At 61.4% G+C, this 25300-nt stretch carries 22 protein-coding genes and 1 riboswitch; of the genes, 21 read left to right on the top strand and 1 reads right to left on the bottom strand.

What is annotated here, in order from left to right:
- The first annotated feature begins 44 nt into the window (after positions 1 to 44).
- The 10 genes from PMI11_RS11690 to PMI11_RS11645 all read left to right on the top strand — a co-directional run bounded on the left by PMI11_RS11690 (position 45) and on the right by PMI11_RS11645 (position 11973).
- Positions 45 to 1190 (top strand): isovaleryl-CoA dehydrogenase, encoded by a 1146-nt coding sequence (locus PMI11_RS11690; RefSeq protein WP_007816993.1) that lies wholly within the window; start codon positions 45 to 47, stop codon positions 1188 to 1190.
- Positions 1187 to 2797 carry a carboxyl transferase domain-containing protein gene (locus PMI11_RS11685; protein ID WP_007816991.1) on the top strand — a complete coding sequence of 537 codons (1611 nt, stop codon included), beginning with the start codon at positions 1187 to 1189 and terminating at the stop codon, positions 2795 to 2797. Before PMI11_RS11690 ends, PMI11_RS11685 begins: the two co-directional genes overlap by 4 nt.
- A gap of 9 nt (positions 2798 to 2806) precedes the next feature.
- Positions 2807 to 4669: an acetyl/propionyl/methylcrotonyl-CoA carboxylase subunit alpha gene (locus PMI11_RS11680; protein ID WP_007816989.1), complete on the top strand. Its 1863-nt coding sequence runs from the start codon at positions 2807 to 2809 to the stop codon at positions 4667 to 4669.
- Positions 4669 to 5121 carry a MaoC family dehydratase gene (locus PMI11_RS11675; protein WP_007816987.1) on the top strand — a complete coding sequence of 151 codons (453 nt, stop codon included), beginning with the start codon at positions 4669 to 4671 and terminating at the stop codon, positions 5119 to 5121. The genes PMI11_RS11680 and PMI11_RS11675 overlap by 1 nt, the downstream gene beginning before the upstream one ends.
- Positions 5118 to 5966, top strand: coding sequence for an HpcH/HpaI aldolase/citrate lyase family protein (locus tag PMI11_RS11670; RefSeq protein WP_007816985.1), 849 nt, complete (start codon positions 5118 to 5120; stop codon positions 5964 to 5966). The genes PMI11_RS11675 and PMI11_RS11670 overlap by 4 nt, the downstream gene beginning before the upstream one ends.
- Before the next feature lie 523 nt (positions 5967 to 6489).
- Positions 6490 to 7848 (top strand): extracellular solute-binding protein, encoded by a 1359-nt coding sequence (locus PMI11_RS11665; protein ID WP_007816982.1) that lies wholly within the window; start codon positions 6490 to 6492, stop codon positions 7846 to 7848.
- A gap of 128 nt (positions 7849 to 7976) precedes the next feature.
- Entirely contained in the window at positions 7977 to 8861 is an 885-nt protein-coding gene (locus tag PMI11_RS11660; RefSeq protein ID WP_007816980.1) for a carbohydrate ABC transporter permease, read from the top strand.
- Between the two features lie 10 nt (positions 8862 to 8871).
- Complete coding sequence (locus PMI11_RS11655; RefSeq protein WP_007816978.1) at positions 8872 to 9786, top strand: ABC transporter permease subunit; 915 nt, start codon at positions 8872 to 8874, stop codon at positions 9784 to 9786.
- 13 nt (positions 9787 to 9799) lie between these two features.
- A complete protein-coding gene (gene ugpC / locus PMI11_RS11650; RefSeq protein ID WP_007816976.1) occupies positions 9800 to 10909 on the top strand; it encodes a sn-glycerol-3-phosphate ABC transporter ATP-binding protein UgpC in 1110 nt (369 codons plus the stop codon).
- 11 nt (positions 10910 to 10920) lie between these two features.
- Positions 10921 to 11973, top strand: a complete 1053-nt coding sequence (locus tag PMI11_RS11645) for an endonuclease/exonuclease/phosphatase family protein (RefSeq protein ID WP_007816973.1) — start codon at positions 10921 to 10923, stop codon at positions 11971 to 11973.
- On the opposite strand, the gene PMI11_RS11640 is transcribed toward PMI11_RS11645, so the two are convergent.
- The gene (locus PMI11_RS11640; protein WP_007816970.1) at positions 11970 to 13862 is read right to left on the bottom strand and encodes a DUF4139 domain-containing protein; all 1893 of its coding nucleotides are present in this window, start codon (positions 13860 to 13862) and stop codon (positions 11970 to 11972) included. The two genes, PMI11_RS11645 and PMI11_RS11640, sit on opposite strands and share 4 nt — an antisense overlap.
- A 226-nt stretch (positions 13863 to 14088) precedes the next feature.
- On the opposite strand from PMI11_RS11640, the gene PMI11_RS11635 reads away from it, so the two are divergent.
- The 11 genes from PMI11_RS11635 (at position 14089) to PMI11_RS11585 (ending at position 25232) form a co-directional block, all read left to right on the top strand.
- On the top strand, positions 14089 to 15612 hold the full coding sequence (locus PMI11_RS11635) for an aldehyde dehydrogenase (NADP(+)) (protein WP_007816968.1): 1524 nt from the start codon (positions 14089 to 14091) through the stop codon (positions 15610 to 15612).
- A gap of 210 nt (positions 15613 to 15822) precedes the next feature.
- A riboswitch (TPP riboswitch) is annotated at positions 15823 to 15921 on the top strand.
- A 51-nt stretch (positions 15922 to 15972) separates the two neighbouring features.
- The gene (thiM, locus tag PMI11_RS11630) at positions 15973 to 16773 is read left to right on the top strand and encodes a hydroxyethylthiazole kinase (protein ID WP_007816966.1); all 801 of its coding nucleotides are present in this window, start codon (positions 15973 to 15975) and stop codon (positions 16771 to 16773) included.
- Positions 16770 to 17405 carry a thiamine phosphate synthase gene (thiE, locus tag PMI11_RS11625; protein ID WP_007816964.1) on the top strand — a complete coding sequence of 212 codons (636 nt, stop codon included), beginning with the start codon at positions 16770 to 16772 and terminating at the stop codon, positions 17403 to 17405. Before thiM ends, thiE begins: the two co-directional genes overlap by 4 nt.
- Complete coding sequence (gene thiD, locus PMI11_RS11620) at positions 17402 to 18214, top strand: bifunctional hydroxymethylpyrimidine kinase/phosphomethylpyrimidine kinase (RefSeq protein WP_007816963.1); 813 nt, start codon at positions 17402 to 17404, stop codon at positions 18212 to 18214. Before thiE ends, thiD begins: the two co-directional genes overlap by 4 nt.
- A gap of 183 nt (positions 18215 to 18397) precedes the next feature.
- On the top strand, positions 18398 to 18877 hold the full coding sequence (locus PMI11_RS11615) for a GNAT family N-acetyltransferase (protein ID WP_007816960.1): 480 nt from the start codon (positions 18398 to 18400) through the stop codon (positions 18875 to 18877).
- A gap of 26 nt (positions 18878 to 18903) precedes the next feature.
- Positions 18904 to 19926: a glycoside hydrolase family 3 N-terminal domain-containing protein gene (locus tag PMI11_RS11610; protein WP_007816957.1), complete on the top strand. Its 1023-nt coding sequence runs from the start codon at positions 18904 to 18906 to the stop codon at positions 19924 to 19926.
- A 43-nt stretch (positions 19927 to 19969) separates the two neighbouring features.
- The gene (locus tag PMI11_RS11605) at positions 19970 to 21616 is read left to right on the top strand and encodes an ABC transporter substrate-binding protein (RefSeq protein ID WP_007816955.1); all 1647 of its coding nucleotides are present in this window, start codon (positions 19970 to 19972) and stop codon (positions 21614 to 21616) included.
- A gap of 62 nt (positions 21617 to 21678) precedes the next feature.
- Positions 21679 to 22656, top strand: coding sequence for an ABC transporter permease (locus PMI11_RS11600; protein WP_007816952.1), 978 nt, complete (start codon positions 21679 to 21681; stop codon positions 22654 to 22656).
- A gap of 1 nt (position 22657) precedes the next feature.
- Positions 22658 to 23536: an ABC transporter permease gene (locus PMI11_RS11595; RefSeq protein ID WP_007816950.1), complete on the top strand. Its 879-nt coding sequence runs from the start codon at positions 22658 to 22660 to the stop codon at positions 23534 to 23536.
- Positions 23533 to 24336 carry an ABC transporter ATP-binding protein gene (locus PMI11_RS11590; protein WP_007816948.1) on the top strand — a complete coding sequence of 268 codons (804 nt, stop codon included), beginning with the start codon at positions 23533 to 23535 and terminating at the stop codon, positions 24334 to 24336. Before PMI11_RS11595 ends, PMI11_RS11590 begins: the two co-directional genes overlap by 4 nt.
- Positions 24333 to 25232, top strand: a complete 900-nt coding sequence (locus tag PMI11_RS11585; protein WP_007816946.1) for an ABC transporter ATP-binding protein — start codon at positions 24333 to 24335, stop codon at positions 25230 to 25232. Before PMI11_RS11590 ends, PMI11_RS11585 begins: the two co-directional genes overlap by 4 nt.
- Positions 25233 to 25300 lie beyond the last annotated feature (68 nt).

Raw genomic sequence — 25300 nt, 5'->3', positions numbered from 1 at the left:
AAGCGGCGGCAACCCGCGCTACATATTGTAGCGGGAGGAATGCCATGTTTGATTTTTCGCTCGGCGAAACCGCGGACGCGATCCGCGACGCGACGGCGCGATTTGCCGCCGATACGATTGCTCCGCTCGCTACGGAGATCGACGAAAGCAATACGTTTCCACGTCAGCTCTGGCCGCAGATGGGTGCGCTTGGTCTGCACGGCATCACCGTGGAGGAAGAATTCGGCGGTGCCGGTCTCGGCTATCTCGAACATGTCGTTGCCATGGAGGAAGTCTCGCGTGCCTCGGCTTCCGTGGGCTTGAGCTACGGCGCCCATTCCAATCTCTGCGTCAACCAGATCCGCCGCTGGGCCACAGCGGAACAGAAGCAACGCTATTTGCCAAAGCTGATTTCCGGCGAACATGTCGGCTCGCTTGCCATGTCCGAAGCCGGCTCCGGCTCGGATGTCGTTTCCATGCGGCTCAAGGCGGAACGCAAGGGTGATCGCTACCTCCTTAACGGGACGAAGTTCTGGATCACCAATGCGCCGCATGCCGATGTGCTCATCGTCTACGCAAAGACCGATCCGGCCGCCGGACCGAAGGGTATTTCGACTTTCATCATCGAGAAAGGGATGCCCGGTTTCAGCGTTTCAAAAAAGCTATCCAAGCTCGGCATGCGCGGCAGCGATACGGCGGAATTGGTCTTTCAGGATTGCGAAGTGCCGGCAGAAGCGCTGATGGGCCGGCAAGGCGACGGTGTGAAGATCCTGATGTCCGGTCTCGATTATGAGCGTGCAGTGCTCGCTGCCGGTCCGCTTGGCATCATGCAGGCCTGCCTCGACGTGGTGCTGCCCTATGTGCGGGAGCGCAAGCAGTTCGGCAAGGCGATCGGCGACTTCCAGCTTATGCAGGGCAAGATCGCCGATATGTATGTCGCGCTGAATTCATCGCGCGCCTACGTCTATTCCGTGGCGCGTGCCTGCGATGCCGGCCGCACGACCCGCTCGGATGCGGCGGCCGCGATCCTCTTTGCCAGCGAGAATGCCGTGAAAGTGTCGCTGGAGGCGATCCAGGCGCTCGGTGGCGCCGGATATACCAAGGAATGGCCGGTCGAACGTTTCCTGCGCGATGCCAAGCTTTACGATATTGGGGCCGGAACCAACGAAATTCGCCGCTATCTGATTGGCCGGGAGCTCATCGCATCATGACGGTGATTTCCTCTGACATCGATCGCGACAACGAGACCTTCAAGGCGAACACAATCAATAACAAAGGACTGATCGACGAGCTCTATGGCCGCTCGGCAAAGACCCGTGAAGGTGGCTCGCAGGCAGCGCGCGAGCGCCACACCGGCAAGGGCAAGCTCCTGCCGCGCGACCGCATCCAGCTGCTGCTCGATGGCGGTAGCCCCTTCCTGGAGATCGGTACGCTGGCGGCGAACGGCATGTATAATGACGAGGCGCCGGGTGCCGGCATCATTACCGGCATAGGCCGCATTTCCGGCCGCGAGGTGATGATCGTCGCCAATGATGCGACGGTGAAGGGTGGTGCCTATTTCCCTGTCACGGTGAAGAAACATCTGCGGGCGCAGGAGATCGCCATGCAGAACCGGCTGCCGTGCGTCTACCTTGTCGACAGCGGCGGCGCCAATCTCCCGCATCAGGCCGAGGTCTTTCCTGATCGCGATCATTTCGGGGCGATCTTCTACAATCAGGCACAGATGTCGGCCGAGGGTATTCCGCAGATTGCCTGCGTCATGGGAAGCTGCACGGCAGGCGGCGCCTATGTACCTGCCATGTCCGACGAGACGGTCATTGTGCGCAATCAGGGCACGATCTTCCTTGCCGGCCCGCCTCTGGTGAAGGCCGCGACCGGCGAGATCATTTCGGCCGAAGAGCTCGGCGGCGCTGAGACCCATGGCCGCCGCTCCGGTGTCGTCGATCACGTCGCCGAAAATGACGAGCATGCATTGCTTCTCGTGCGCGATATCGTCGCCAGCCTCAACAGCGTGAAATCAGTTGATATCGACATTCAGGCACCACGTCCGCCAAAACTCGATCCGGAAGATCTTGATGGTATCATCCCGGAGGATGTGCGCTCGCCCTATGACGTTCGTGAGGTCATCGGCCGCATTGTCGATGGTTCCGAGTTGCATGAATTCAAGCCGCTCTATGGCACGACCCTGGTCTGCGGCTTTGCCCGTATCTGGGGCATGCCGGTCGCCATCATCGCCAATAACGGCGTGCTGTTTTCTGAAAGCGCGTTGAAAGGCGCGCATTTCATCGAGCTCGCCTGCCAGCGCCGCGTGCCACTGCTGTTTCTGCAGAACATATCGGGCTTCATGGTCGGCGGCCGTTATGAGGCTGGCGGTATCGCCAAGGACGGGGCAAAACTCGTCACCGCGGTTGCGACTGCCACCGTACCCAAGGTCACCGTCATCATCGGCGGCAGTTTCGGCGCCGGCAATTACGGCATGTGCGGCCGTGCCTATCGCCCACGTTTTCTCTTCACCTGGCCGAACAGCCGCATCAGCGTGATGGGCGGCGAGCAGGCGGCCTCCGTGCTTGCCACCATCCGCCGCGATGCGATGGAGGCGCGCGGCGAAAGCTGGCAGGTCGAAGATGAAGAAGCTTTCAAGGCGCCGATCCGCGCCGGCTACGAGGCCGAGGGCAATCCCTACTACGCCACCGCACGCCTCTGGGACGACGGCATCATCGATCCGCGCCAGACGCGCGATGTGCTGGGCCTTGCCTTTTCCGCCTGTCTGAACGCGCCGATCCCCAAAGGGCCGCGATTCGGCGTCTTCCGGATGTGAGGTGGCGCGATGATGGAAAGCTTGCTCATAGCCAACAGGGGTGAAATCGCTCGTCGGATCATCCGTACGGCGAAAGCTCTCGGCATCCGCACCATTGCTGTTTATTCAGAGGCCGATGCCGGCCTGCCCTTCGTAGCAGAGGCGGACGAGGCTCTTGCCATCGGCCCGGCACCTGCTCGCGAAAGTTATCTTTCACAGAAGCGTATTCTGGAGGCCGCCCGCAGGACGAGCGCGGCCGCAATCCATCCCGGTTACGGCTTCCTGTCGGAAAATGCCGAATTTGCCGAAGCCGTCGAGAATGCCGGCATTGTCTGGGTTGGTGCGCCACCTGCCGCGATCCGTGCCATGGGGCTGAAAGATGCTGCCAAGCAGCTGATGCAGGCCGCCGGCGTGCCGGTCACGCCTGGCTATATGGGAGCGGATCAGAGCGAAGAAAGGCTCGCTGCCGAGGCCGATGCGACGGGCTATCCCGTGCTTATCAAAGCCGTCGCCGGCGGCGGCGGCAAGGGTATGCGCCGTGTCGATCGGCGGCAAGACTTTGCCGAACTGCTCGCCTCCTGCCGCCGCGAGGCGGCCTCGTCCTTCGGCGACGACCGCGTGCTGATCGAGCGCTATATCGCCAATCCGCGCCATATCGAGGTGCAGGTCTTCGCCGACCGCTTCGGCAATTGCGTCCACCTCTGCGAACGCGACTGCTCGCTGCAGCGCCGGCACCAGAAGGTGATTGAGGAGGCACCCGCCCCCGGCCTCGACGCCACCACCCGCGCCTCAATCTGCGAGGCGGCGGTCAGGGCTGCGAAGGCGGTGAACTATATCGGGGCAGGCACCATCGAATTCATTGCCGATGCCTCCGAAGGTCTGCGCCCGGATCGTATTTGGTTCATGGAGATGAACACGAGGCTGCAGGTGGAACACCCTGTCACCGAAGCTATCACCGGTGAGGATCTGGTACTCTGGCAATTGGAGGTCGCAGCCGGCGAGCCGCTGCCGAAGGGGCAAGACGACATCCTCATGAACGGCTGGGCTTTCGAGGCTCGCCTTTACGCCGAAAACCCTGCTGCCGGCTACCTGCCCTCGATCGGTCGCCTGGATCATCTGCGCTTGCCCCAAAATGTTCGGGTCGACAGCGGCGTCGACGAAGGCAACGAGATCACCGCCTTCTACGATCCGATGATCGCCAAGATCATCGCTCACGGCCCAAATCGTGACGCAGCCCTCGCCAGGCTCACCAGGGCCTGCGAAAGCATCGAAATCTGGCCGGTGAAATCCAATGCCGGCCTGCTCGCCCGCGTTGCCGCCGACGCGGATTTCCGCACGGCAAAACTCGATACGGGCTTTCTCGACCGTCACGGTGAGGCCTTGCTGCCGAAGGTGCCCGACGAGACGACTATCGACAGGGCGGCGACGGCCTTGGCAAAGGAAGGGACCGATCCCTGGTCGGCCCTCGCCGGCCTGCGCATATCAGGAGCAAGCGATAGCCGCACGCGCGTCCGGATCGGCGACCATCTCTATTGGGGGCATGTGCGCCCAGGCCTCGACACCAATGCCGTCAGGTCCGGCGACACCGTGGTCCTCTTTGACGGCGGCAATGCCTGGCCGATCGGCCTTCCCGTCGCCAGTGAAGTCGAAGCACATCAGGGCCCCGGCGATGGCGCAATCCTTTCGCCGATGCCGGGCCTCGTCATTTCCGTTGATATCGCGGAGGGCGATCGCGTTGTCAAAGGCGACAGGCTGCTGACGGTTGAGGCGATGAAGATGGAACATACGCTGCGCGCACCCTTTGACGGCATTGTCGGCAAGTTGCCAGTCGCCGTGGGCGCCCGGGTCTCGGAAAACCAGCTCGTCGTCAGTGTCGTGAAGGGAGAGGACTGATGGCCGGCCGCTACTTCGACGAATGGACGGTCGGCGACCGGATTGCCCACCAGATCCGCCGCACGGTCACGGAAACCGACAACCTGCTCTTCACGACGCTCTCCCATAATCCGCAACCACTGCACCTCGATGCAGATTATGCGGCGGGCACCGAATTCGGCCGCATCGTCGTCAACGGCACCTTCACCTTCGCGCTTACCGTCGGTCTCTCGGTCGGCGACACGACACTTGGCACGCTGGTCGCCAATCTCGGCTACGACAAGGTGACGATGCCGAAGCCGGTTTTCATCGGTGATACGCTTCGTGTGGAAACCGAAGTGACGGAGCTCAGGCGCTCCAACTCGCGGCCCGATGCCGGGATCGTCACGTTCAAGCATGTCACGCTGAATCAGCGAAACGAGATCGTCTGCCAGTGCCTGCGCACGGCCATGCTGCAGGTGAAGCCATCATGAGGCTGCGCTCGCTGCTGTTCGTGCCCGGCGACCGGCCGGAGCGTTTCGACAAGGCACTCGCCTCCGGCGCCGATGCCGTCATCCTCGATCTGGAAGATTCCGTTTCCGCACAGAACAAGCCGGTGGCGCGAGACGCCGTGCACGACTTCGTCACACGCCGCGCAACCGATGCGACGCTTGTTATTCGCATCAATCCCCTCACCACGTCAGCCTGTGAAGACGATCTCGTTGCGCTCGGCAATATCAATCCCTTCGCGATCATGTTGCCGAAGGCCGAAGGCGCAGCTTCGGTGCGCCAGCTCGCAGGCCGCCTGTCATCCGCTGTTCCCATCCTGCCGATCGCGACGGAGACACCGGCGGCCATCTTCGAGATCGGCAGCTACAGGGATGTCGCCTCTTATCTCTTCGGGCTCACTTGGGGCGCGGAAGATCTTCCTGCCGCCATCGGTGCTGCGACCGCCCGCGAGGCAGACGGACGATATACCGCCCCCTATGAGCTGGCCCGCTCCCTGGTGTTGTTTGGCGCGCACGCCGCAGCGGTTCCTGCCATCGAGACCGTCTATCCCGACTTCCGCGATCTTGACGGTCTTGCGGCCTATGCTGCCCGCGCCCGGCGCGATGGTTTCTCGGGGATGATGGCGATCCATCCGAGCCAGGTCGAACCGATCAACCACGCCTTTACACCGGATGCGACGGAGATCGCCTGGGCAGAAAAAGTCGTGGCTGCCTTCGCCACCTCGCCGGATACCGGCGTCATCCAGATCGACGGGCGCATGCTCGATCTGCCGCATCTGAAACTGGCAAAACGCATTCTGGAGGCCGGAAAACTGGCGCATGAAGGATGACTGGCCTTTGGCCCAGTCGAGCGACAGCGAGAAACTGGCAGGCGCAGGAACTTGGATACGCAGTTCACCGACACCGGAATCGCCCAAGAAATAGGCAAAATGATCAAAATGTCGCAAAATGAATACCATATGTCGTATTTTTGCAGCTCAACGCACAGCTGTGCAAAGCTATTTCCGAGGTCGAATTCTCCTTACAGCAGGTTGTTTCTGGTCGAGCATTCGAGAGATTTTTGAAATCGACCTAATAATAATGGCCATTAATAGAATTGAATAGACACGGTAGCTTTCATCGTTCGAGCTATATTTCATATATAAATAGAATATAGGCGATCACATCAGTGGACAACGGGAACTCAAGGCATCGATGTTCGATGAAAAGTTCACAAAATTTGGACATGAATATTTTGTGACAGAAACTTTCTACTCTATTCATGTCATAGAAACTTCATTGGTTACCGCAAATTGAACCAGTTAATAGGGCGTGCGCTCAAGAGGGGGCGCGTCCTATTTTTCGAGGGTTCTCATGCAAGCCAAGCTTCTCGGCGCCGTAGGCGCCCTTCTCGCTACAGCCTTCCTTGCTGCTGGTCCTGCCGCCGCCGCCGAAAAGACCAAGATTGATTTCTGGTTCGGTAACTCGGGCGACATCGCAAAGCGCGTTCAGGAACAGTGCGACCGTTTCAACCAGTCCCAGGGCGACTACGAAGTCGTCTGCACCAGCCAGGGCTCCTACGACGCCTCGCTGCAGAATACGATCGCTGCCTTCCGCGCCGGTAAGCAGCCGACTATCGCTCAGGTTTCGGATGCAGGCACGCTCGACATCATGCTTTCGGGCGCCTACTACCCGGCCAACAAGCTCATGAGCGACATGGGCTACAATGTTGACTGGAAGGACTATTTCTCCGGTATCGCCGGCTACTACGCAACGTCGAAGGGCGAGATGTACTCCTTCCCCTTCAACTCCTCGACGGCTCTGCTCTATTGGAACAAGGACGCCTTCGCCAAGATCGGCAAGGACCATGCTCCGGCGACCTGGAAGGAAGCGGGCGAAGACTTCAAGGCCCTCAAGGACGCAGGCTATGCTTGCCCGCTCGGCTTCGACATCTCCAACAACGAAGTCTGGCAGTACATCGAGCAGTTCGAAGCCGTCAACGGCGAAGCGATCGCTACGAAGAAGAACGGCTTTGAAGGCCTCGACGCCGAACTGGTGTTCAACAAGAACCCGATGCTCGTCAGCTACGTCAAGGACCTGAAGTCCTGGTACGACAACAAGCTCGCCGTCATCAAGAACAAGGCTGTCGGCCAGACCTTCGTTGAGGCCTTCGCTGCTGGCGATTGCCAGGTCATCCTGACCTCGGTTGGCGACCATGGCAACGTCGGCCGCACCGCCAAGCAGGGCATGAACTGGGGCGTTTCGATGCTCCCGACCTATGGCGACGCAACCCGTCACAGCTCCTACGTCGGCGGCGCTTCGCTCTGGGTTCTGAAGGGTCATTCGGACGCCGAATACAAGGCTGCTGCTGCCTTCTTCAACTTCATCGCAAAGCCGGAAGAAGCCCTCACCTGGTCAACCGTTACCGGCTACATCCCGGTTCGTAACTCCGGCTTCGAATACCTGAAGAAGCAGGGCTTCTACGACAAGGCTCCCTATGCCGGTCGCGAACTCGCCATTCAGAGCCTGACCGCTTCCCCGGCCGGCGACACCTCTGCCAAGGGCATCCGTCTCGGTGGCCTGCTCCAGGTCCGCACCGAAATCGCTAACGGCCTGCAGGCAATCTTCGTCAACAATGCCGATGTCCAGGCTTCGCTCGACTCTGCTGCCGATCGCGGCAACCAGCTCCTGCGTCGCTTCCAGCAGACCTACAAGGGCGTTCAGCTCCCCTAATCGACTGATATGAGCCGCACCCGGCCCGCTCTTGGCGCGCCGGGTGCGTCTTTATAAATTTCCTACCGGCTGCGGCAGCGACATCGCCCGCCCGCGCCAGAACCAAACCAGGACGAAAACGACCACTCATGGAAAAGCGCGTCACTTTCTCCTCGACGACGATCGGCCTTCTCTTTGCATTTCCGATGCTGCTGCTGATCTTCGTCTTTTTCTACTGGCCGAGCGCGCAGGCGCTGTATTGGGCGTTCACGCTCGAGCAGCCATGGGGCGGGGGCAATGCCTGGGTCGGTTTCGACAATTTCAAACTGCTGCTAAGCGACCCGGTCTATTGGGACTCCGTCACCCGCAGCATGATCTTCGGCTTCAGTTCGACTGTTATCGCCATGGGGCTGGCGCTCATCCTGGCGCTTCTGACGGATCGTGAACTGCGCGGCCATAAAATCTACCGGTCGGTCTTCATCTGGCCCTATGCGATTGCCGCTCCCGCTCTCGGCCTTGCCTTCCGCTTCATCCTGGCGCCGGAAGCTGGTCTTCTGTCGGTCATCAACCAAGTCTGGCCCGGCCTCTGGAACCCGGCGCTCGACGGCAAGGATGCCATGATCGCCGTCGTCATCGCCTTTTCCTGGAAATATATCGGCTACAACTTTATTTTCTTCCTGTCGGCGTTGCAGGGCATTCCACGCTCGCTGATCGAGGCGGCCGCCATGGACGGCTCGGGGCCGCTGCGCCGCATGCTGGATATCCAGCTGCCGCTGCTTACACCGACGCTGTTCTTCCTGCTCGTCATTAATATCACCGAAAGCTTCCAGGATTCCTTCGGTATCGTCGACGTCATGACCCAGGGCGGTCCGGCGCGCGCCACGGATCTCATGGTCTACAAGATCTATTTCGACGGCTTCAGGGGCCTCGATTATTCCGGCGCTGCAGCGCAATCCATGATCCTGATGGGGCTCGTCATCCTGCTCACCATTTTCCAGTTCCGCTTCATCGAGCGGCGCGTGCACTACAAGTGAGGTCGCAAACATGATCGAACGCACGCCAATATTCAATTTCGTCTGCTACACCCTGCTCGCACTCGGCCTGATGATCGCACTCCTGCCTTTCCTGATCGTGATCGTCGCATCGACGCTTGATCTCGAGACAGTCAACCGCGTGCCGCTGCCGCTGGTCCCGAGCAGCCATTTCTGGGAGAACGTGCAGACTGCCTGGGTTCGCGCCGATCTCGGCAACAAGCTGTTTCACAGCGTCATCTTCGCTGCCACGGTCGGCGCCGGCAAGGTCATCCTCTCGGCCATGGCCGCCTTCTCGATCGTCTATTTCCGCTTCCGTGGCCGCTATCTGATCTTCTGGATCATCTTCATCACGCTGATGTTGCCGCTGGAAGTGCGCATCGTGCCGACCTATTCAATCGCCGCCAACGCACTTCAGCCCTTCCAGGCGATCCTCGACGTCACCGGCATTACCTGGCTGATCGCACAGGTCACCGGCATCCAAATCAAGCTTGAATGGGGTCTCCTGAACTCCTATCCGGGTCTCGTGTTGCCGATGGTCGCCACCGCGACAGGCACTTTCCTCTATCGCCAGTTCTATCTGACCGTTCCGGACGAACTCGCCGAAGCATCGAAGATGGACGGCTCGGGTGCGATCCGCTTTTTCTGGGACGTGCTTTTGCCGCTGTCTCGCCCGAACATGATCGCGCTTTTCACCATCATGTTCGTCTGGGCCTGGAACCAGTACCTCTGGCCGCTGCTGATCACGACCGACCCGAAGTTCGGCATCGCCGTCACTCAGCTCAAGACACTCATCCCCTCCGAATTCGGCCTGCCCGACTGGAACGTCGCGATGGCCGGAACATTGATCATCATGTCGCCGCCACTGATCCTCGTCATCCTGATGCAGCGTTGGTTCGTGCGCGGCCTTATCTCCACCGAGAAGTGAAAGGAACAGACCCTTGGCACCGATCTCCATCCGTGGCGTAAAAAAGAGCTATGGCAAGAACGCCGTCGTTCATGGCGTCGATCTCGAAATCCAGTCAGGCGAATTCATCGTCATCCTCGGTCCGTCCGGCTGCGGCAAGTCCACGCTGTTGCGCATGGTCGCCGGCCTGGAAGAAATCACCGGCGGCGAAATTGCGATCGACGGCCGCGTGGTCAACCAGCTCGAGCCGCGTGAACGCGGCTGCGCCATGGTCTTCCAGAACTACGCGCTCTATCCGCATATGAGCGTCGCCGAGAATATCGGCTATGCGCTCAAGGTCGCCGGCGTGCCGAAGGCCGAACGTGACCGTCGCATCGCCGATGTCGCCAAGGCGCTCAGCCTCGAGCCCTTCCTGGAGCGCCGTCCGGCAGCCCTTTCGGGCGGCCAGCGCCAGCGTGTGGCCATGGGCCGCGCCATGATCCGCGAGCCGAAGGTCTTCCTCTTCGACGAGCCGCTGTCGAACCTCGACGCCAAGCTGCGTATCGCCATGCGGGCGGAAATCCGCCGTCTGCATCGCCGCCTCGGCGCCACCTCGATCTTCGTCACGCATGACCAGAACGAGGCCATGACGCTTGCCGACCGCATCATCGTCATGAATGCCGGCAATGTTGAACAGGTCGGCACGCCGGAAGAGGTCTATCACTATCCGAAAACCCGCTTCGTCGCCGGCTTCGTCGGTACGCCGGCGATGAACCTCCTCGAGGGCCGCGTCAATGACAACGGCGTCTTCATCTATGACGAGGGCCGCACCGTCGCCCTTCCGGCAGAACGCGGCAAGCAGCTCGCCGGACAGCGCGTCGTTCTCGGCGTGCGCGCCGAAGCCGCCCGCCTCGTCTCTCCGGATGCACCGGGTGCCCTCGTTGCGACCGCCGACTTCATCGAAGAACTGGGCGCAAGCCGCGTCGTGCATGCCGATTTCGATGGCCTGCCCTTTGCCGTCGCCATGACCGGTTCGGTCTCGCTGAAGACCGGCGACCGGATCGGCATCGCCATCGATCAGGATTCGATCCATCTCTATTCGGCCGACACCGGCGCAGGTCTCGTCGCCCCGGCTCGCACTGGCGCCAAGACCGTCGACGCCTGAGCCTGACGGCAATGACCCGCTTTTCCGATCTCGCCACCGGCGACCGCAACCTCGTTGCGGTCGCCGTGGAGACGCTTGCCGCACCTTCGGCCGCTTTTTTTCAAGATGCGCGGTCCGCCGAAATGACGCAGGCTGAGCATGACAGGCTGGCGGCAGCCCTTCCGGCGCTTTCAACGATCGAAGTTGTGAACGTCGATAGCGGCACAGGAGTCGGGAACGGCCTTGTCATTGCCGCATGGAATGCCGAGCGCCTGAAATATCAGGCGCCATCTCTCGCGCTCGTGCGCCAGAGCGGCGCCGATATCCTGCTTCTAAGCGAGGCCGATCTCGGTACGGCGCGCGCAGGTAATCGCCACACGGTTGCCGATCTCGCCCGTGATCTCGGCATGTCCTATGTCTTCGGCGTCGAATTCGTAGAACTTGGCCTTGGAAATTCCCGCGAGCGCGAACGGCACAAGGGCCAGACGAATTCGATCGGCTTCCACGGCAATGCGCTGCTTTCCCGCCTGCCATTGCAGGATACTGCATTGATCCGCCTCGATGACGGAGGCACATGGTGGACGGATGCGAAAGACGGTCAGGGCCGCATCGGTGGACGTATGGCGATTGCCGCGAAGATCGAAACCGTATTCGGACCGATCCTTGCTGTCAGCGTCCATCTGGAAAGCAAGACCGATGTCGAGGACCGCGCCAGGCAGACGAAGCGGCTGATTGAGACCATCGATAGGCTCGCTGGCGATCTGCCCGTCGTGATCGGCGGCGATTTCAACACCAATATCCTTCCCAGTGGATCGCGCGAACCGGGAGCGCATGAGCCGCTGTTCGGCCTGTTCGCCGAGGCCGGCTATCGCTGGGAGACGGCGAACGATTTCGCGCCTACCCGACGCAGCGGACCGGACGGCATCCCGCAGCCGCCTTTTACCCGCCTCGACTGGCTGTTTGCTCGCAGCCTTGCCGCAGGCGAAGCGGTGACCGTTCCAGCCGTCGATGCCGATGGTGCTGCGATCTCGGACCACGAACTGGTCAAGGCGCGGTTTTCTCCGCCCGGCTCGCAAGCCGCCTAAAGGCGGGCTATCGCTTCCCCGAGCTCCTTGCGAAGCTCCTCGAGTCGAACGCGCGCCTCGTCCCTCTGTGCGCGTAGCGTCTTGATCGATTTCTCCTGCTCCGTCAGGTCCTGAAGGAACTGCTGCTTGAGCGGCGTATCCCCTACAGAGGCAAGCATGCCTGAAATCCGTGAGGATTCCGAGGTTGCGTCCTCTATGGCCTGCATCACCGTCGACAGGTCTCTCTCCGCCTCCTTCTGCGCCGTTCTCGCCGTCACGAGCCCTTGAAGCTTCTTAGCGATATCAGGTGAGGGGCTTTCATCGAGCCACTGCAGGATCACGGTATCATCGATATCGGCGATCGCCTGGGTTTCGTTTTCGACCATGCGCCATTCGATAGTGGTCGAAACCTTCTTTCCCGCGGGCACGACAACGGTCGCCCGCGCACCTTGCGGCGTTTCCTCCACGCCCTCGGACGGGACAAGTTCCCACCCTGCCATAGCGGCATCTTCCGCGACGAACTTTCTGTCGGCATCGGCGCCCCAGGCGGTGAAGGTCTTTCGCATGCGACGTTCGAGCGTCGCGTCGAGATAGCCGTCCTTGACCACAATCGTTCGGAAGGCGCTTGAGGTCGTGGTTGCCATTTCCTGGTCGATCTTCTGATCGGCAGCAAACGTCGCCGTTTCCACTCCGCCCGGCTTCATGTTGCCGATGCGTGCGTCACCGACATAGCGCCCCTTTTCGTCATAGACCGCCGCGACCGCCGGCGGCAGCGACGTAGCCGTGTCATTCGTCAGCACCAGCGCCGCATCCGGATGTTGCGCGCCATCACGGTAGAGGGCGACGAACTCCGCCCCGATCTCATGATCGAGGATCGGCACGGAAATCGTTTCTCCGTTCTTCAGGTTGTAGGTGCCTGGAAGATCGAAGTTTGCGACCACGTCGCCCTCGTCGGCAGCGGCAATAACAGTGGTGGCCGGAGCGGCCATAACGGGAGCCGGAGCCTCAGCAGTCTCCTTGTTCAGCAACGCCCCACCAACCATGCCGCGTTTGGCGCTTGCTACGTCAAGGCCTGCTACGTCAAGATATGCGGCCGGCACCTCCACGCGCTGCGGCCATATTCTTGCGTATAGTCTCTGGCGCAGTGTCACCGGCCTGCCTGACGTCAGGGATACGGAAACCCCTTGCCAGTCTTCGCCGGAGGCATTCTCCAGCACGGCCCATGCCTGCAGCCTCGCTTTGCCTTTGGCATCGACAATGATCCTGTAGGACGGCTTCCAGAGCGGGGCTGCGACGACATAGGAAATGTCCACTGCTGCAGACGCCTTGCCATCGAGCGCGATGGTGACAGTGCGCGTGCCCTGCACCCCATCGCTCGACAGCAGTTCCGCAGCCCGGCTCACCATCTCGGCGTCCTTGGGATCGTCGAGTTTATAGGTCATGGCGCCGCCGATCTCGGCAACGTCGAAGGCGCCGCTATCGAGCAGCACGATCAGCCGCGCCCTCTGCTTTTCGGTCGGCGGCTCCACTCCGACGATTCGTCCCTTCACCCCGTTCGCAGAGACCGGAGCGCCTCTCAGGGCCCTCAGCACGCCGGCGGCGGAATCCAGATCCTGTGGCTTGATCGGCAACGCCTTGAATGTTTCGCCGATCATGCCCGGCCCGGTGGTCGAAAGCCCTTTCACGGACGCCGGTCCCGATACGACGAGGGTCTTCAGGAAGTCATCCATCTGGTCTGTCGGCACCTCAACGACGGCGTTGCCGTCGTCCCCGACATTAAGACTGCGCACATATTCGGCGACGCCGCCGGAGGACAAGCGGATCGACTTGATCGTCCCGCTTTGCGCCGATGCGGTTGTGGAGAGCAGTATTGCGGTAAACGCCGCACAGACAGCGGATGCGTATTTCATGTGGCCCCCTCGATATTTAATCCCGCCCGAGAATGAGCGTAAAAAAGGGGCGGCATTTCGACATGAAATTGCTTTTGCGCGTGCTTTCGTCCGACCCGCTCGGTGTCGCGATCAAGTCTCTGCCGGAGATGTCCGTCTTGGGTGCGACTTCTGGGAAAGATGTCGTGAAAATGAGAAAACGAACGCCTATATACTTCGCTCGAGTCTGTTTGAAAGGAAATCCGTCATGACTATCAATGGAAGCCTGCTCGTCGCGGGATCGGAAAAGCGCGGCACGCGTGGCGAGCTCTACGGCGTCGAGGCAGCCACAGGGACGGCTCTGCCCGTCTCTTTCGGTGGCGCCTCCGCCGAAGACGTCGAAGAGGCGACCAGGCTTGCATGGGAAGCGTTCGCCTCCTACCGGGAAACTGATCTGGAAACGCGTGCTGCCTTTCTTGAAACGATTGCCAGTGAGATCGAGGCTATCGGTGACGAGCTGATCGTGCGGGCAATGGCGGAAACCGGACTTCCGCGCGGACGTCTCGAAGGCGAGCGTGCTCGCACGATGGGACAGCTTCGGCTGTTTGCGAAGGAGGTTCGCGACGGCCGGTTCCAGGAGCTTCGTTTCGATGGCGCGGATCCCTCCCGCAAGCCGGTTCCAAAGCCCGATCTTCGCCTGCGCAACATTCCCCTCGGCCCCGTCGCCGTTTTCGGCGCATCGAACTTTCCACTCGCCTTCTCGGTTGCTGGCGGCGACACGGCGTCTGCGCTCGCGGCAGGATGCCCCGTCGTCGTCAAGGCCCACTCCGCTCATCCGGGCACGTCGGAACTGGTCGGCCGCGCCGTACAGCGCGCCGTCGCCAAGGCCGGCCTGCATGCCGGTACCTTCGCACTTCTTTTCGATACCGGCTTCGAGGTCGGGCAGAAGCTCGTCGCCGATGCCAGAATCCGGGCAGTCGGCTTCACAGGATCGCGCCGTGGCGGCACTGCGCTGATGAAGATTTCTTCCGAGCGTAAGCAGCCGATCCCGGTCTATGCGGAAATGAGCAGCATCAATCCGGTTATCTTCTTCCCGAATGCCCTGAAAAGCCGCGCAGCGGAGATTGCAACGGCCTTCGTGGGCTCGCTGGTCCTGGGTGCCGGACAATTCTGCACTAATCCCGGCCTCATTCTCGCCGTCGACAGCGAAGGTCTGGACACTTTCATTGCCAAGACACGGGAGCTTCTGCCTGATGTCGGCGCCCAGACGATGCTCACGGGCTCCATCGCCAAGGCGTTCTGTGATGGCGTCGCACGGCTGGAAAAGCATCCCGAAGTCCGTCTCGTTGCCAATGGCAAGCCGGGCAGCGAATTCGAAGGCGTGGCCGCTCTCTTCGAGACGACGGCTTCGGCATTCCTTGCGCATCACGAGCTTCAGGATGAGGTCTTCGGTGCAGCCGGCCTCATCGTTCGCTGCCGTGATCTCGCCGAACTCGAGCGCGTCCTCGACGGTCTCGAAGGTCAGTTGACCGTTGCCCTGCACATTGCGAGCGAAGACGAGCCGGACGCAAAGCGCCTTGTTCCCAAGCTGGAAATGCTGGCCGGACGCCTGCTCGTGAACGGATTCGGAACCGGCGTGGAAGTATCGCCTGCCATGGTGCATGGCGGCCCCTACCCGGCAACGGCGGACGGCAGATCGACCTCTGTCGGGACGCTCGCCATCTACAGGTTCCTGCGGCCCGTTTCGTACCAGGATTTCACCAGTAACCTGCTTCCGGCTCCGCTGCGTTGATGTATCGGAGCTTGCCAGACTTCAGACGGCGGCGTCTCTAAGGGGACCGCCGAAGAGATTGGCAAGCTCCCGCACCCGGCTGCAGGCAGACATCAACTTGACTGATGACAGCGTCTCCAGCAGGCGTGGCGCTGCCAGGCGCGGATCCTCGTTCGCAAGACCGTCATTTTGCCAGTGACATCGGCGCCATTCTCTGCAAGAAAGAGTGCCGTTGAGAGACAGGGGCGCCCGTTTGTGGGAATGGGCTGAGAAGCACCCTTCGAACCTGAACCGGATAATGCCGGCGGAGGGAGTCGCTCGGGTCGAAGCCTGCTTCATCGCACGATCGTTCCCGCGCCTGCCCCGCCTGAAAGGGGTACTATGGAGAACAAGACACCCGGAGCACTGTTGACGGCGATGCGCGCGAAACCGCCGCTCGTACAGTGCATCACCAATTATGTAGCCATGAACATCGCCGCCAATGTGGTGCTCGCGGCCGGGGCATCGCCCGCCATGGTTCACGCCGCCGAGGAAGCGGGAGAGTTCGCTGCGATCGCCGGCGCTTTGACCGTCAATATCGGCACGCTCTCCCCCCAATGGATCGACGGCATGCATGCCGCGGCAGCCGCCGCCAATGCCGGCGGCAAGCCCTGGGTCCTCGATCCGGTCGCTCATTATGCAACATCCTTCCGGCACAAGGCCACTGCCGATCTCCTGGCGCTTCGCCCGACGATCATCCGCGGCAATGCTTCCGAAATCATCGCGCTTGCCGGCGGCGAGAGCCGTGGCCAGGGCGTCGACAGCCGTGACCCGGTTGAGCAGGCCGAGGCATCCGCGCGGCTGCTTGCCGAACGGCATGGCGCGGTCGTCGCCGTCACCGGCGTCGTGGATTTCGTGACTGACGGCGCGCAGGCGCTGCGCATCGAAGGTGGCTCGCCGCTGATGCCGCAGGTGACTGCGCTTGGCTGCTCGCTGACCTGCCTGACGGGTGCCTTCGCCGCCACCATTCCCGCAGACCCTTTCGCAGCCGCTGTTGCTGCACTTGCTACGTTCGCTGTTGCCGGCGAGGAGGCAGCGAAAAGTGCGGATGGTCCCGGTTCCTTCTCCTGGCGTTTTCTCGATGCGCTTGCCGCGCTCGATGGCGCGACACTCGATGTAAAGGTCAGGATCAGCGCCGCATGAAACGCTTCGATCTTTCCCTCTACCTCGTTCTTGACCCCGATCTCTGCGCCGGAATCGGCATGGTCGAGACGGCGCGGCTTGCCGTCGCAGGCGGCGCGACCATGGTGCAGCTTCGCGACAAGCATGGCGGAACGGCAAGAATGATCGATACCGGCCTGGCGCTGAAGGAGATCCTGAAGGGCACCGGCGCCTCGCTTATTGTCAACGACGACGTGGAGGCGGCCGTTGCGATCGGCGCCGATGGGCTGCATATCGGCCAGGACGATATGGGACCCGCCGCCGCCCGTGCGATGATCGGCCCGGACATGATCCTCGGCCTGTCGGTCGAGACCGGAGCGCTGGCAGCAGCCATCGACCCCGCTATTGTCGACTATGCCGGCATCGGACCGGTCTTTGCCACTCCAACCAAGACCGATCATAAGCAGCCGATCGGCTTTGACGGGCTGGCGAAGCTGATCGAGGCTGCGCCCGTTCCGACGGTTGCGATCGGCGGGTTGAAGAGCGAGCATGTCGCTTCCGTCTTCGCGGCAGGTGCCGATGGGCTCGCTGTCGTCTCGGCAATCTGCGGTACGCTGGATCCGCGGGCCGCGACAATTCGCATCGCCGAGGAAATCCGAAAGATTCGCCGATGATCCGCAACGTCTTATCCATCGCCGGCTCTGATCCCTCCGGCGGCGCCGGCATTCAGGCCGATCTGAAGGCTTTCTCGGCCCACGGCGTCTATGGCATGGCTGCGCTGACAGCATTGACGGCGCAGAACACCCAAGGGGTGACCGGCGTGCATCTTGTGCCGCCGCACTTCGTCGCCCAGCAGATCAAGGCGGTCTTTGCCGATGTGCGCGTCGACGCGGTCAAGATCGGCATGATTGCCAATGCCGGCATTGCCGAAGCGGTTGCCGAGGCGCTGACGCCTCATCGCGGCATCCCCATCGTCGTCGATCCGGTCATGATCGCCAAGGGTGGAGCAGCGCTCCTCGACCCGCAGGCCGTCGATGCGCTGACGCGGCACCTGCTGCCGCTCGCCACGCTGCTCACCCCCAATCTGCCGGAGGCGGCCGCGCTGCTGCACGAAGAAGTTGCTGAAAGCCGCGAGCAGATGGCGTCACAGGCTGAGCGCCTGCGTGCGCTCGGCCCCACCGCGGTGCTGGTCAAGGGCGGCCATCTCGACAGCGACGAAAGCCCCGACGTCCTGTCGACCGCCTCTGGCCTGCACTGGTTCGAGGCGAAACGCGTACCGACCAAAAACACACATGGCACGGGCTGCACCCTTTCCAGCGCGCTTGCCGCCGAGCTCGCAAAGGGCGCGTTGCCGCAAGTGGCCGTCGCGACCGCGAAAACCTATCTTGCGCAAGCGGTCGCTGCCGCAGGCGAATTGGCGGTCGGCTCCGGCCATGGACCTGTCCATCATTTCCACGCCCTGTGGAAAGACGCCGGGATCTGAGCCGGATCACAATTTGAAGATTGCCCAACGGCCCGGTCAAACCGGGCCGTTTTGTTTTACCTACCCTCAGTTGAACCGTACCTGCCTCGTAAAAAGCCTGTTGACATGGCTGCCCATATATCCAAAGCTATGTCATTAAAAGGGTATACATTCCGTAATAGCGGAATATCTGGAGGAATTCGGGTGTCGGACCTGCTTGTGAGCTTATATTCCACGAAGCTCGCGGAACTGAAAGAAGAAGCCGGCTCCATCGGCATCACAATCCGTCCGGCTCTGCCGCCGGAACTTCACGTCGTGGCCGGCTGGGTGCACGAGCACTTCAGCGAAAACTGGGCAAGTGAAGTCACCGTCGCCTTTTCCCATCAGCCCGTTGCCTGTCTGATCGCCGTCGAGAACGGTAAACTGCTCGGCTTTGCCTGCTATGACACGACGGCCCGCGGCTTCTTCGGCCCGACAGGCGTCGATCCCGCGGCGCGTGGCAAGGGCATCGGCCTCGCCCTCTTTTCCGCCTGCCTGCAAAACCTGAAGACGCTTGGCCATGCCTATGCCTTCATCGGCGATGCCGGCCCCGTCGATTTCTACGTCAAGACCGCCGGCGCGGTCGAAATTCCCGCCCCCGATAAGGGCATTTACGAAGGCATGCTGCGAAGCCAGCCGAAATGACCATCTGATACCGGAGTTTTGAAATAGTGTCCTCGACCCCGCTCGCTCTCTTCGTCGGCCTTCCCAATCCGACGCTTTCGGACGACGAATTCGCCCTCTTCCGCGAGACCAATCCGTTCGGTCTCTTCGTCGGCCGCCGCAACCTGCGCAATCCGGAGCAGGCAAAGATCCTGATCGACCGTTTCCGCGAGGCCGTCGGCCGCGACGATGCGCCCGTCTTCACCGACCAGGAAGGCGGTCGTGTGCAGCATATGGATGCCGGCCCCTGGCCGCTCTTCCGCAGCTTTGGCCAGTTCGCCGAACTTGCCCGCCGCGATCTCGAACTCGGCAAGAAGGCGCTGCGCCTTTCCACCCAGGCCATGGGCGCGATGATGACGGAGCTCGGTCTTTCGAGCGGCTGCTCGCCCGTTCTCGACCTCGTCTTCGAAACGACGAGCGCTGTCATCGGCGCCCGCTCCTTCGGCCCCGATCCCGATTTCATCGCCGCTCTCGGCCGCGAAGTGGTCGATGGTCTGCTGGAAACCGGCAACATGCCGGTCATGAAGCACATTCCGGGCCACGGCCGCGCCACGCTCGATTCCCACAAAGAGCGCCCCGTCGTCGATGCCTCGCGCGAGACGCTCACTGCCACCGACTTCAATCCCTTCGTGGCGCTGAAGGACACGCCCTGGGCGATGGTCGCCCATGTCGTCTACTCCGCCTATGATGCAGAGCTTCCGGCCTCCATCTCGCCGATCATGCATGACGTGATCCGCAAGGATATGGGCTATGACGGCGTGCTGATCTCCGACTGCATCTTCATGGAATCGCTGCAGGGCACTCTGCCGGAACGCGTCGCCCAGGTGCTCGACGCCGGTTTCGACATCGCCCTTCACAGCCACGGCGACGTCAAGGAAAGCGAAGCCGCCGCCAAGGCCGCACGCCCGCTGACCGACGCCGCACAGAAGCGTATCGACGCCGGCAAGGCACGCCTCGGCACTCGCAAGATCGACTATCGCGCTGCCCAGGCGGAAGTCGAATCCATGTTTGCAAGCGCGCTGGTCTCCTGACCAGCGCAACGACTTTCACCGCATAAGAAAAGGGGAATTTGTCATGAAGAAATATATCCTAGCGGCTGCGGCCCTGACCATGCTGTCAGGCTCGGCCATGGCGCAGACGATCCTGACGGCCAATATCGAGCCGGCCACGACCTGGGTGCGCAACTTCAACCCGTTCAACCAGACCTCGTCGCGCCAGTCGACGCTCGACTTCATCTATGAGCCGCTGGTCATCTTCAACCGCTTCGACAGCAACAAGCCGGTCTATCGTCTGGCCGAGAGCTTCAAGCTCTCAGACGACCTGAAGAGCATCGACTTCAAGCTGCGCCCGAACCTGAAGTGGTCGGACGGCAAGCCTTTGACCTCTGCCGACGTCAAGTTCACCTATGACTATCTGAAGAAATTCCCGGCGCTCGACTTCGTTAGCATCTGGAGCTTCATCACCGACGTGCAGGCCGTCGATGCCCAGACGGTGCGCTTCACGCTCGCCAATCCGAGCTCGCTTGCCGCCGAGCAGCTGTCGCAGCTGCCGATCGTACCCGAGCATGTCTGGAAGGACGTTGCCGATCCGGTCACCTACGCCAACGAAAACCCCGTAGGCAGCGGCCCGCTGACGGAAGTGCCGCGCTTCACCGGCCAGACCTACGACCAGTGCCGCAACCCGAACTACTGGGATGCCGAGCATCTGAAGGTCGACTGCATGCGCTTCCCACAGCTTGCCGACAACAACCAGATCCTGACGGCGACGGCCGATGGCACGCTCGACTGGGGCGTCTCCTTCATCCCCGATATCGACAATGTCTATGTTTCGAAGGATCCGGCTCACTATCACTACTGGTATTCACCAAGCAGCATGGTTGCCTTCCTGTTCAATCTCGAGACTTCGAACGAGAGCAACAAGAAGGCCTTCAACGACGTGAAGTTCCGCCAGGCGGTCTCCATGGCGCTGGACCGCAAGACGATGATCGATGTGGCCGGCTACGGCTATCCGACGCTGAACGAAGACCCGGGCCTGATGGGCGAGCTCTACAAGAGCTGGGCGGACCCGTCCATCAAGGCCGATTTCGGCAAGTTCGGCGCTTATGACGCCGATGCTGCCAAGGCGCTGCTCGACGAAGCCGGCTATGTCGACAAGGACGGCGACGGCCTGCGCGACAATCCGGATGGTTCGAAAATCTCCTTCTCGATCATCGTTCCGAACTCCTGGACGGACTGGATCGACACGGTCAACATCGCCATCGAAGGCATGCAGGCAGTCGGCATTGATGCCAAGATCGAGACGCCGGAAGAGGCCGTCTGGACCTCCGATCTCATCGACGGCAAGTTCGATGCGGCGATCAACAGCCTCCCGGCTTCGGCCTCGCCCTACTATCCTTACAAGCGCGCCTTCAGCGCTTCGGACAAGGGCAAGACGCGCTTCACTGCGCAGCGCTGGTTCAACCCGGAAGTGGAAGATCTGGTCACCCAGTTCACCCACACGGCCGATCTCGACAAGCAGAAGGAAGCGATGAACAAGGCGCAGCGCATCGTTGCCGAAAACATGCCTGTCATCCCCGTGTTCAACAATCCGAACTGGTATCAGTACAACACCAAGCGCTTCACCGGCTGGTCGACCAAGGAAAACCCCTTCGTCAATCCGTCCATCTCGCGTACCAACCCGGCACGTCTTGTGAACCTGCTGGCGCTCGAGCCGGTCAAGTAAGCCATTATTACAAACGGCGGGAGCGGCGCGGCAAGCGCCGCTCCTGTTTTGACGGAGTCCCCATGGCCTTTCTGCTTCGCCGCCTCGCCTTTTACCTGGCGGCCTTCATCGCCGCAGCGACGATCAATTTCTTCCTGCCCAGGCTGATGCCGGGCGATCCCGTGCGCATCATGTTTTCGAGTGCGGGCGCCGAACTGCCGCCGGAAAGCCTGCAGGCGCTGAAGCTCACCTTCGGCTTCGTCGATGGGCCGCTCTGGCAGCAATATCTCACCTATCTCTGCAGCATCTTCACCGGCGATCTCGGCCGCTCGATCAAATATTTCCCGCTGCCGGTCACGTCTGTGCTCGGCCACGCACTGGTGTGGACCGTCGGCCTGATGGGCACGGCGACAATCATCAGCTTCGCGCTCGGAACGTTTCTGGGCATTGTCGCAGCCTGGCGGCGCGGCAGCAAATTCGACGTCATCGTCTCGATCGGCGCGATCTTCGCGACATCGGTGCCGGCCGTCGTCACCTCGCTCATCGTCCTGTTTTTCTTCGGTTTCACGCTCGGCTGGTTCCCGAACGGTTATGCGGCCGATCCCTCGCTCGATCCGGCCTTCAGCTTCCAATATATCGGCAGTGTCGCCTATCACGGCATCCTGCCGATGATTACGCTCTGCACTGTGCTGGTCGGCGGCTTTACCGTCACCATGCGCAACAACATGATCAACCTGCTCGGCGAGGACTATATCGTCATGGCCCGCGCCAAGGGCCTGTCCGACCGGCATGTGATGCTCTGGTATGCGGCCCGCAACGCGCTGCTGCCGACCGTCTCAAGTCTTGCGATCGCCATCGGCACCATTCTCGGCGGCTCATTGGTGACAGAGGTCGTCTATAACTATCCCGGCCTCGGCAACATCCTCTACCAGGCGATCCTTGCCCGCGATTATCCCGTCATCCAGGGCCAGCTTCTCATCATGACCGCGACCATGCTGATCGCCAATTTCATCGTCGATGTCAGCTACGTGCTGCTCGATCCGCGGCTAAAGGGAGCGTGAGATGAGAAGCCTGCTCCGCAATCGCAAGGCGCTGATCGGCCTCGCCATCATCGCCTTCATCATCATCGTGGCAATCGCAGCGCCGCTCTTGACGCATTACGACCCCGCCGCCCGCACCGGCCGTCCGCACCAGCCGCCGTCAGCCGAACATATTCTCGGCACGACGCGCATCGGCCAGGACGTCTTTGCCCGCATGATCTATGGCGCGCGCACCTCGCTTGCCGTCGGCTTCGGCGCCGGCCTGTTGATCACCGCTGTCGGAACGGCGCTCGGCATCATCTCCGGCTATCGCGGCGGCAAGACGGACGAGATCATCAGCTTCTTTACGAATATGGTGCTCGTCGTTCCGAACCTGCCGTTGTTGCTCGTTCTTGCAGCCTTCATCGGCCAGGCGAGCCCGATCGTCATCGCACTTATCCTTGGCGGCACATCCTGGGCCTGGGGTGCGCGCGTGACCCGTGCCGAAACGCTCTCCGTCAAGCAGAAAGACTATGTCAAATCGGCGGAGATGATGGGCGAACCGCAATGGCGCATCATGACGTCAGAGATCTTCCCCAACGTGATTTCCATCGTCGGCATCAATTTCATCGGCAGCGTCATCTTCGCGATCATCACCGAAGCGACGCTGGAATTCCTCGGCCTCGGCGATCCACGCGTCGTGTCCTGGGGCACAATGCTCTATAATGCACAGAAGGCCTCGGCGCTTTCGGTCGGCGCCTGGTGGGATATCCTCACACCCTGCTTCGCGCTCGCCTTCCTCGGCATCGGCATGTCGCTTCTCAATTTTGCTGTCGATGAGATTGCCAACCCGCGCCTGCGCACCGGCAATCATCTGAAGCGCTGGTCCCTGCTCATCCGCTCCGGGGAGGGCCGCCTGTGACGCAACCCTTGCTTTCTGTAAAGAGCCTCACGATCGACTATATCGGCGAGGAAAAGGACTTTCGCGCCGTCGACAATGTGAGTTTTGATGTCGCCCCCGGCGAGGTCTTCGGCCTGGCCGGCGAATCCGGCTGTGGCAAGAGCACGATCGCCTTTGCCATCAGCCGCCTGCACAAGGCGCCGGCGCTGATCCGCAAGGGCAGCCAGATCCTGCTTGCCGGCCGCGACGTGCTGGACCTCGACCCGAAGGCGCTCGCCGCCTTCCGCTGGCGCGAAGTTGCCATGGTCTTCCAGAGCGCCATGAACTCGCTGAACCCGGTGCTGCGCATCGAGGACCAGTTTTATGACGTGCTGCACACCCATAAAGGCATGACAAAGGGTCAGGCACGCGAGCGCACTGCTGAAATGCTGCGGCTCGTCGATATCGCGCCGGATCGCATGCGCAACTATCCGCATCAGTTTTCCGGCGGCATGCGCCAACGCATCGTCATCGCCATCTGCATGGCGCTCGATCCGAAGCTTGTCGTCATGGACGAGCCGACAACAGCGCTTGACGTGGTGGTGCAGCGGGAAATCCTGCAGCGCATCAATGAACTGCGCAAGCAATTCGGCTTCTCGGTGCTCTTCATCACCCATGATCTCGGGCTGATGGTGCAGTTCTGCGATCGTATCGGCATCATGCTCCAAGGCAAGCTCGTCGAGCAGAACGATGCAGAAGCGATCTACAAAACGCCGCAGCACGAATATACCCGAAAACTCTGGGCCTCCTTCCCCTCGCTTCACGGAGGCGTGCTGCTATGAGCGATGCCATCCTCGCCCTCGACAAGGTCACTAAGACTTTCGGTCACGGCGCTTCCACCGTTCACGCCGCGCGCACCATCTCCTTTTCGCTGCATGCCGGCCGTGCGCTGGCGCTTGTTGGCGAATCCGGCAGCGGCAAGACCACCTGCGCCCGCATGGCGATGCGCGAATATCTGCCAACAACGGGGCAGATCCTCTACAAAGGCCGCCCCGTCGAAGGCGCCAAGGCGGACGAGATCGCCCGCTACCGCCGTTCCGTGCAGATGATCTTCCAGGATCCTTTTGCCTCGCTGAACCCGGCGCATACAATCGCCCATCATCTGCAGCGACCTCTGAAGCTTCACCGGCCGGATATCCGCGGAAAGCAGATCGATGCGACGGTGCGCGAGCTGCTTGAGCGCGTGAAGCTCGATCCCGATATCGTCGCGCCGAAATATCCGCATGAGCTTTCGGGCGGCCAGCGCCAGCGCGTCAATATCGCCCGCGCCCTGGCGGCCCAGCCGGAAGTGATCGTTGCCGACGAACCGACTTCGATGCTCGACGTTTCCGTGCGCCTCGGCGTTCTCAATCTCCTGAACGAGATGAAGAAGGAGATGAATCTCGGCCTGCTCTACATCACCCACGATATCGCCACCGCCCGCTACGTGGCCGAGGATATCGCGGTCATGTATTCCGGCCAGATCGTCGAATGGGGCAATACGGCCAAGGTGATCGACAATCCGTTGCATCCCTATACCCGCCTGCTGCTCTCAGCCGTACCGGATCCCGACGTGCGCTTCGACGATCCGCGCACACGCCTGCAGCCGCAGGAAGTGGACGATATCCGCCACCGATCCGCCGCCCCGCAGGAACAGGTGATGGAGCATGAACCGGACCATTTCGTGCGCATGGTCTGAGCAAGGCTTGCTGGCTTCGACCGTCGCCCTATGCTAGGGGACGGTCCCTTTCAGCGAGACGAAACCGC

It is taken from the genome of Rhizobium sp. CF142, assembly GCF_000281145.1.
Lineage (GTDB): Bacteria > Pseudomonadota > Alphaproteobacteria > Rhizobiales > Rhizobiaceae > Rhizobium.
Note: the sequence above shows the minus strand (reverse complement) of the source record. Positions and strands in the feature narration are given on the sequence as shown.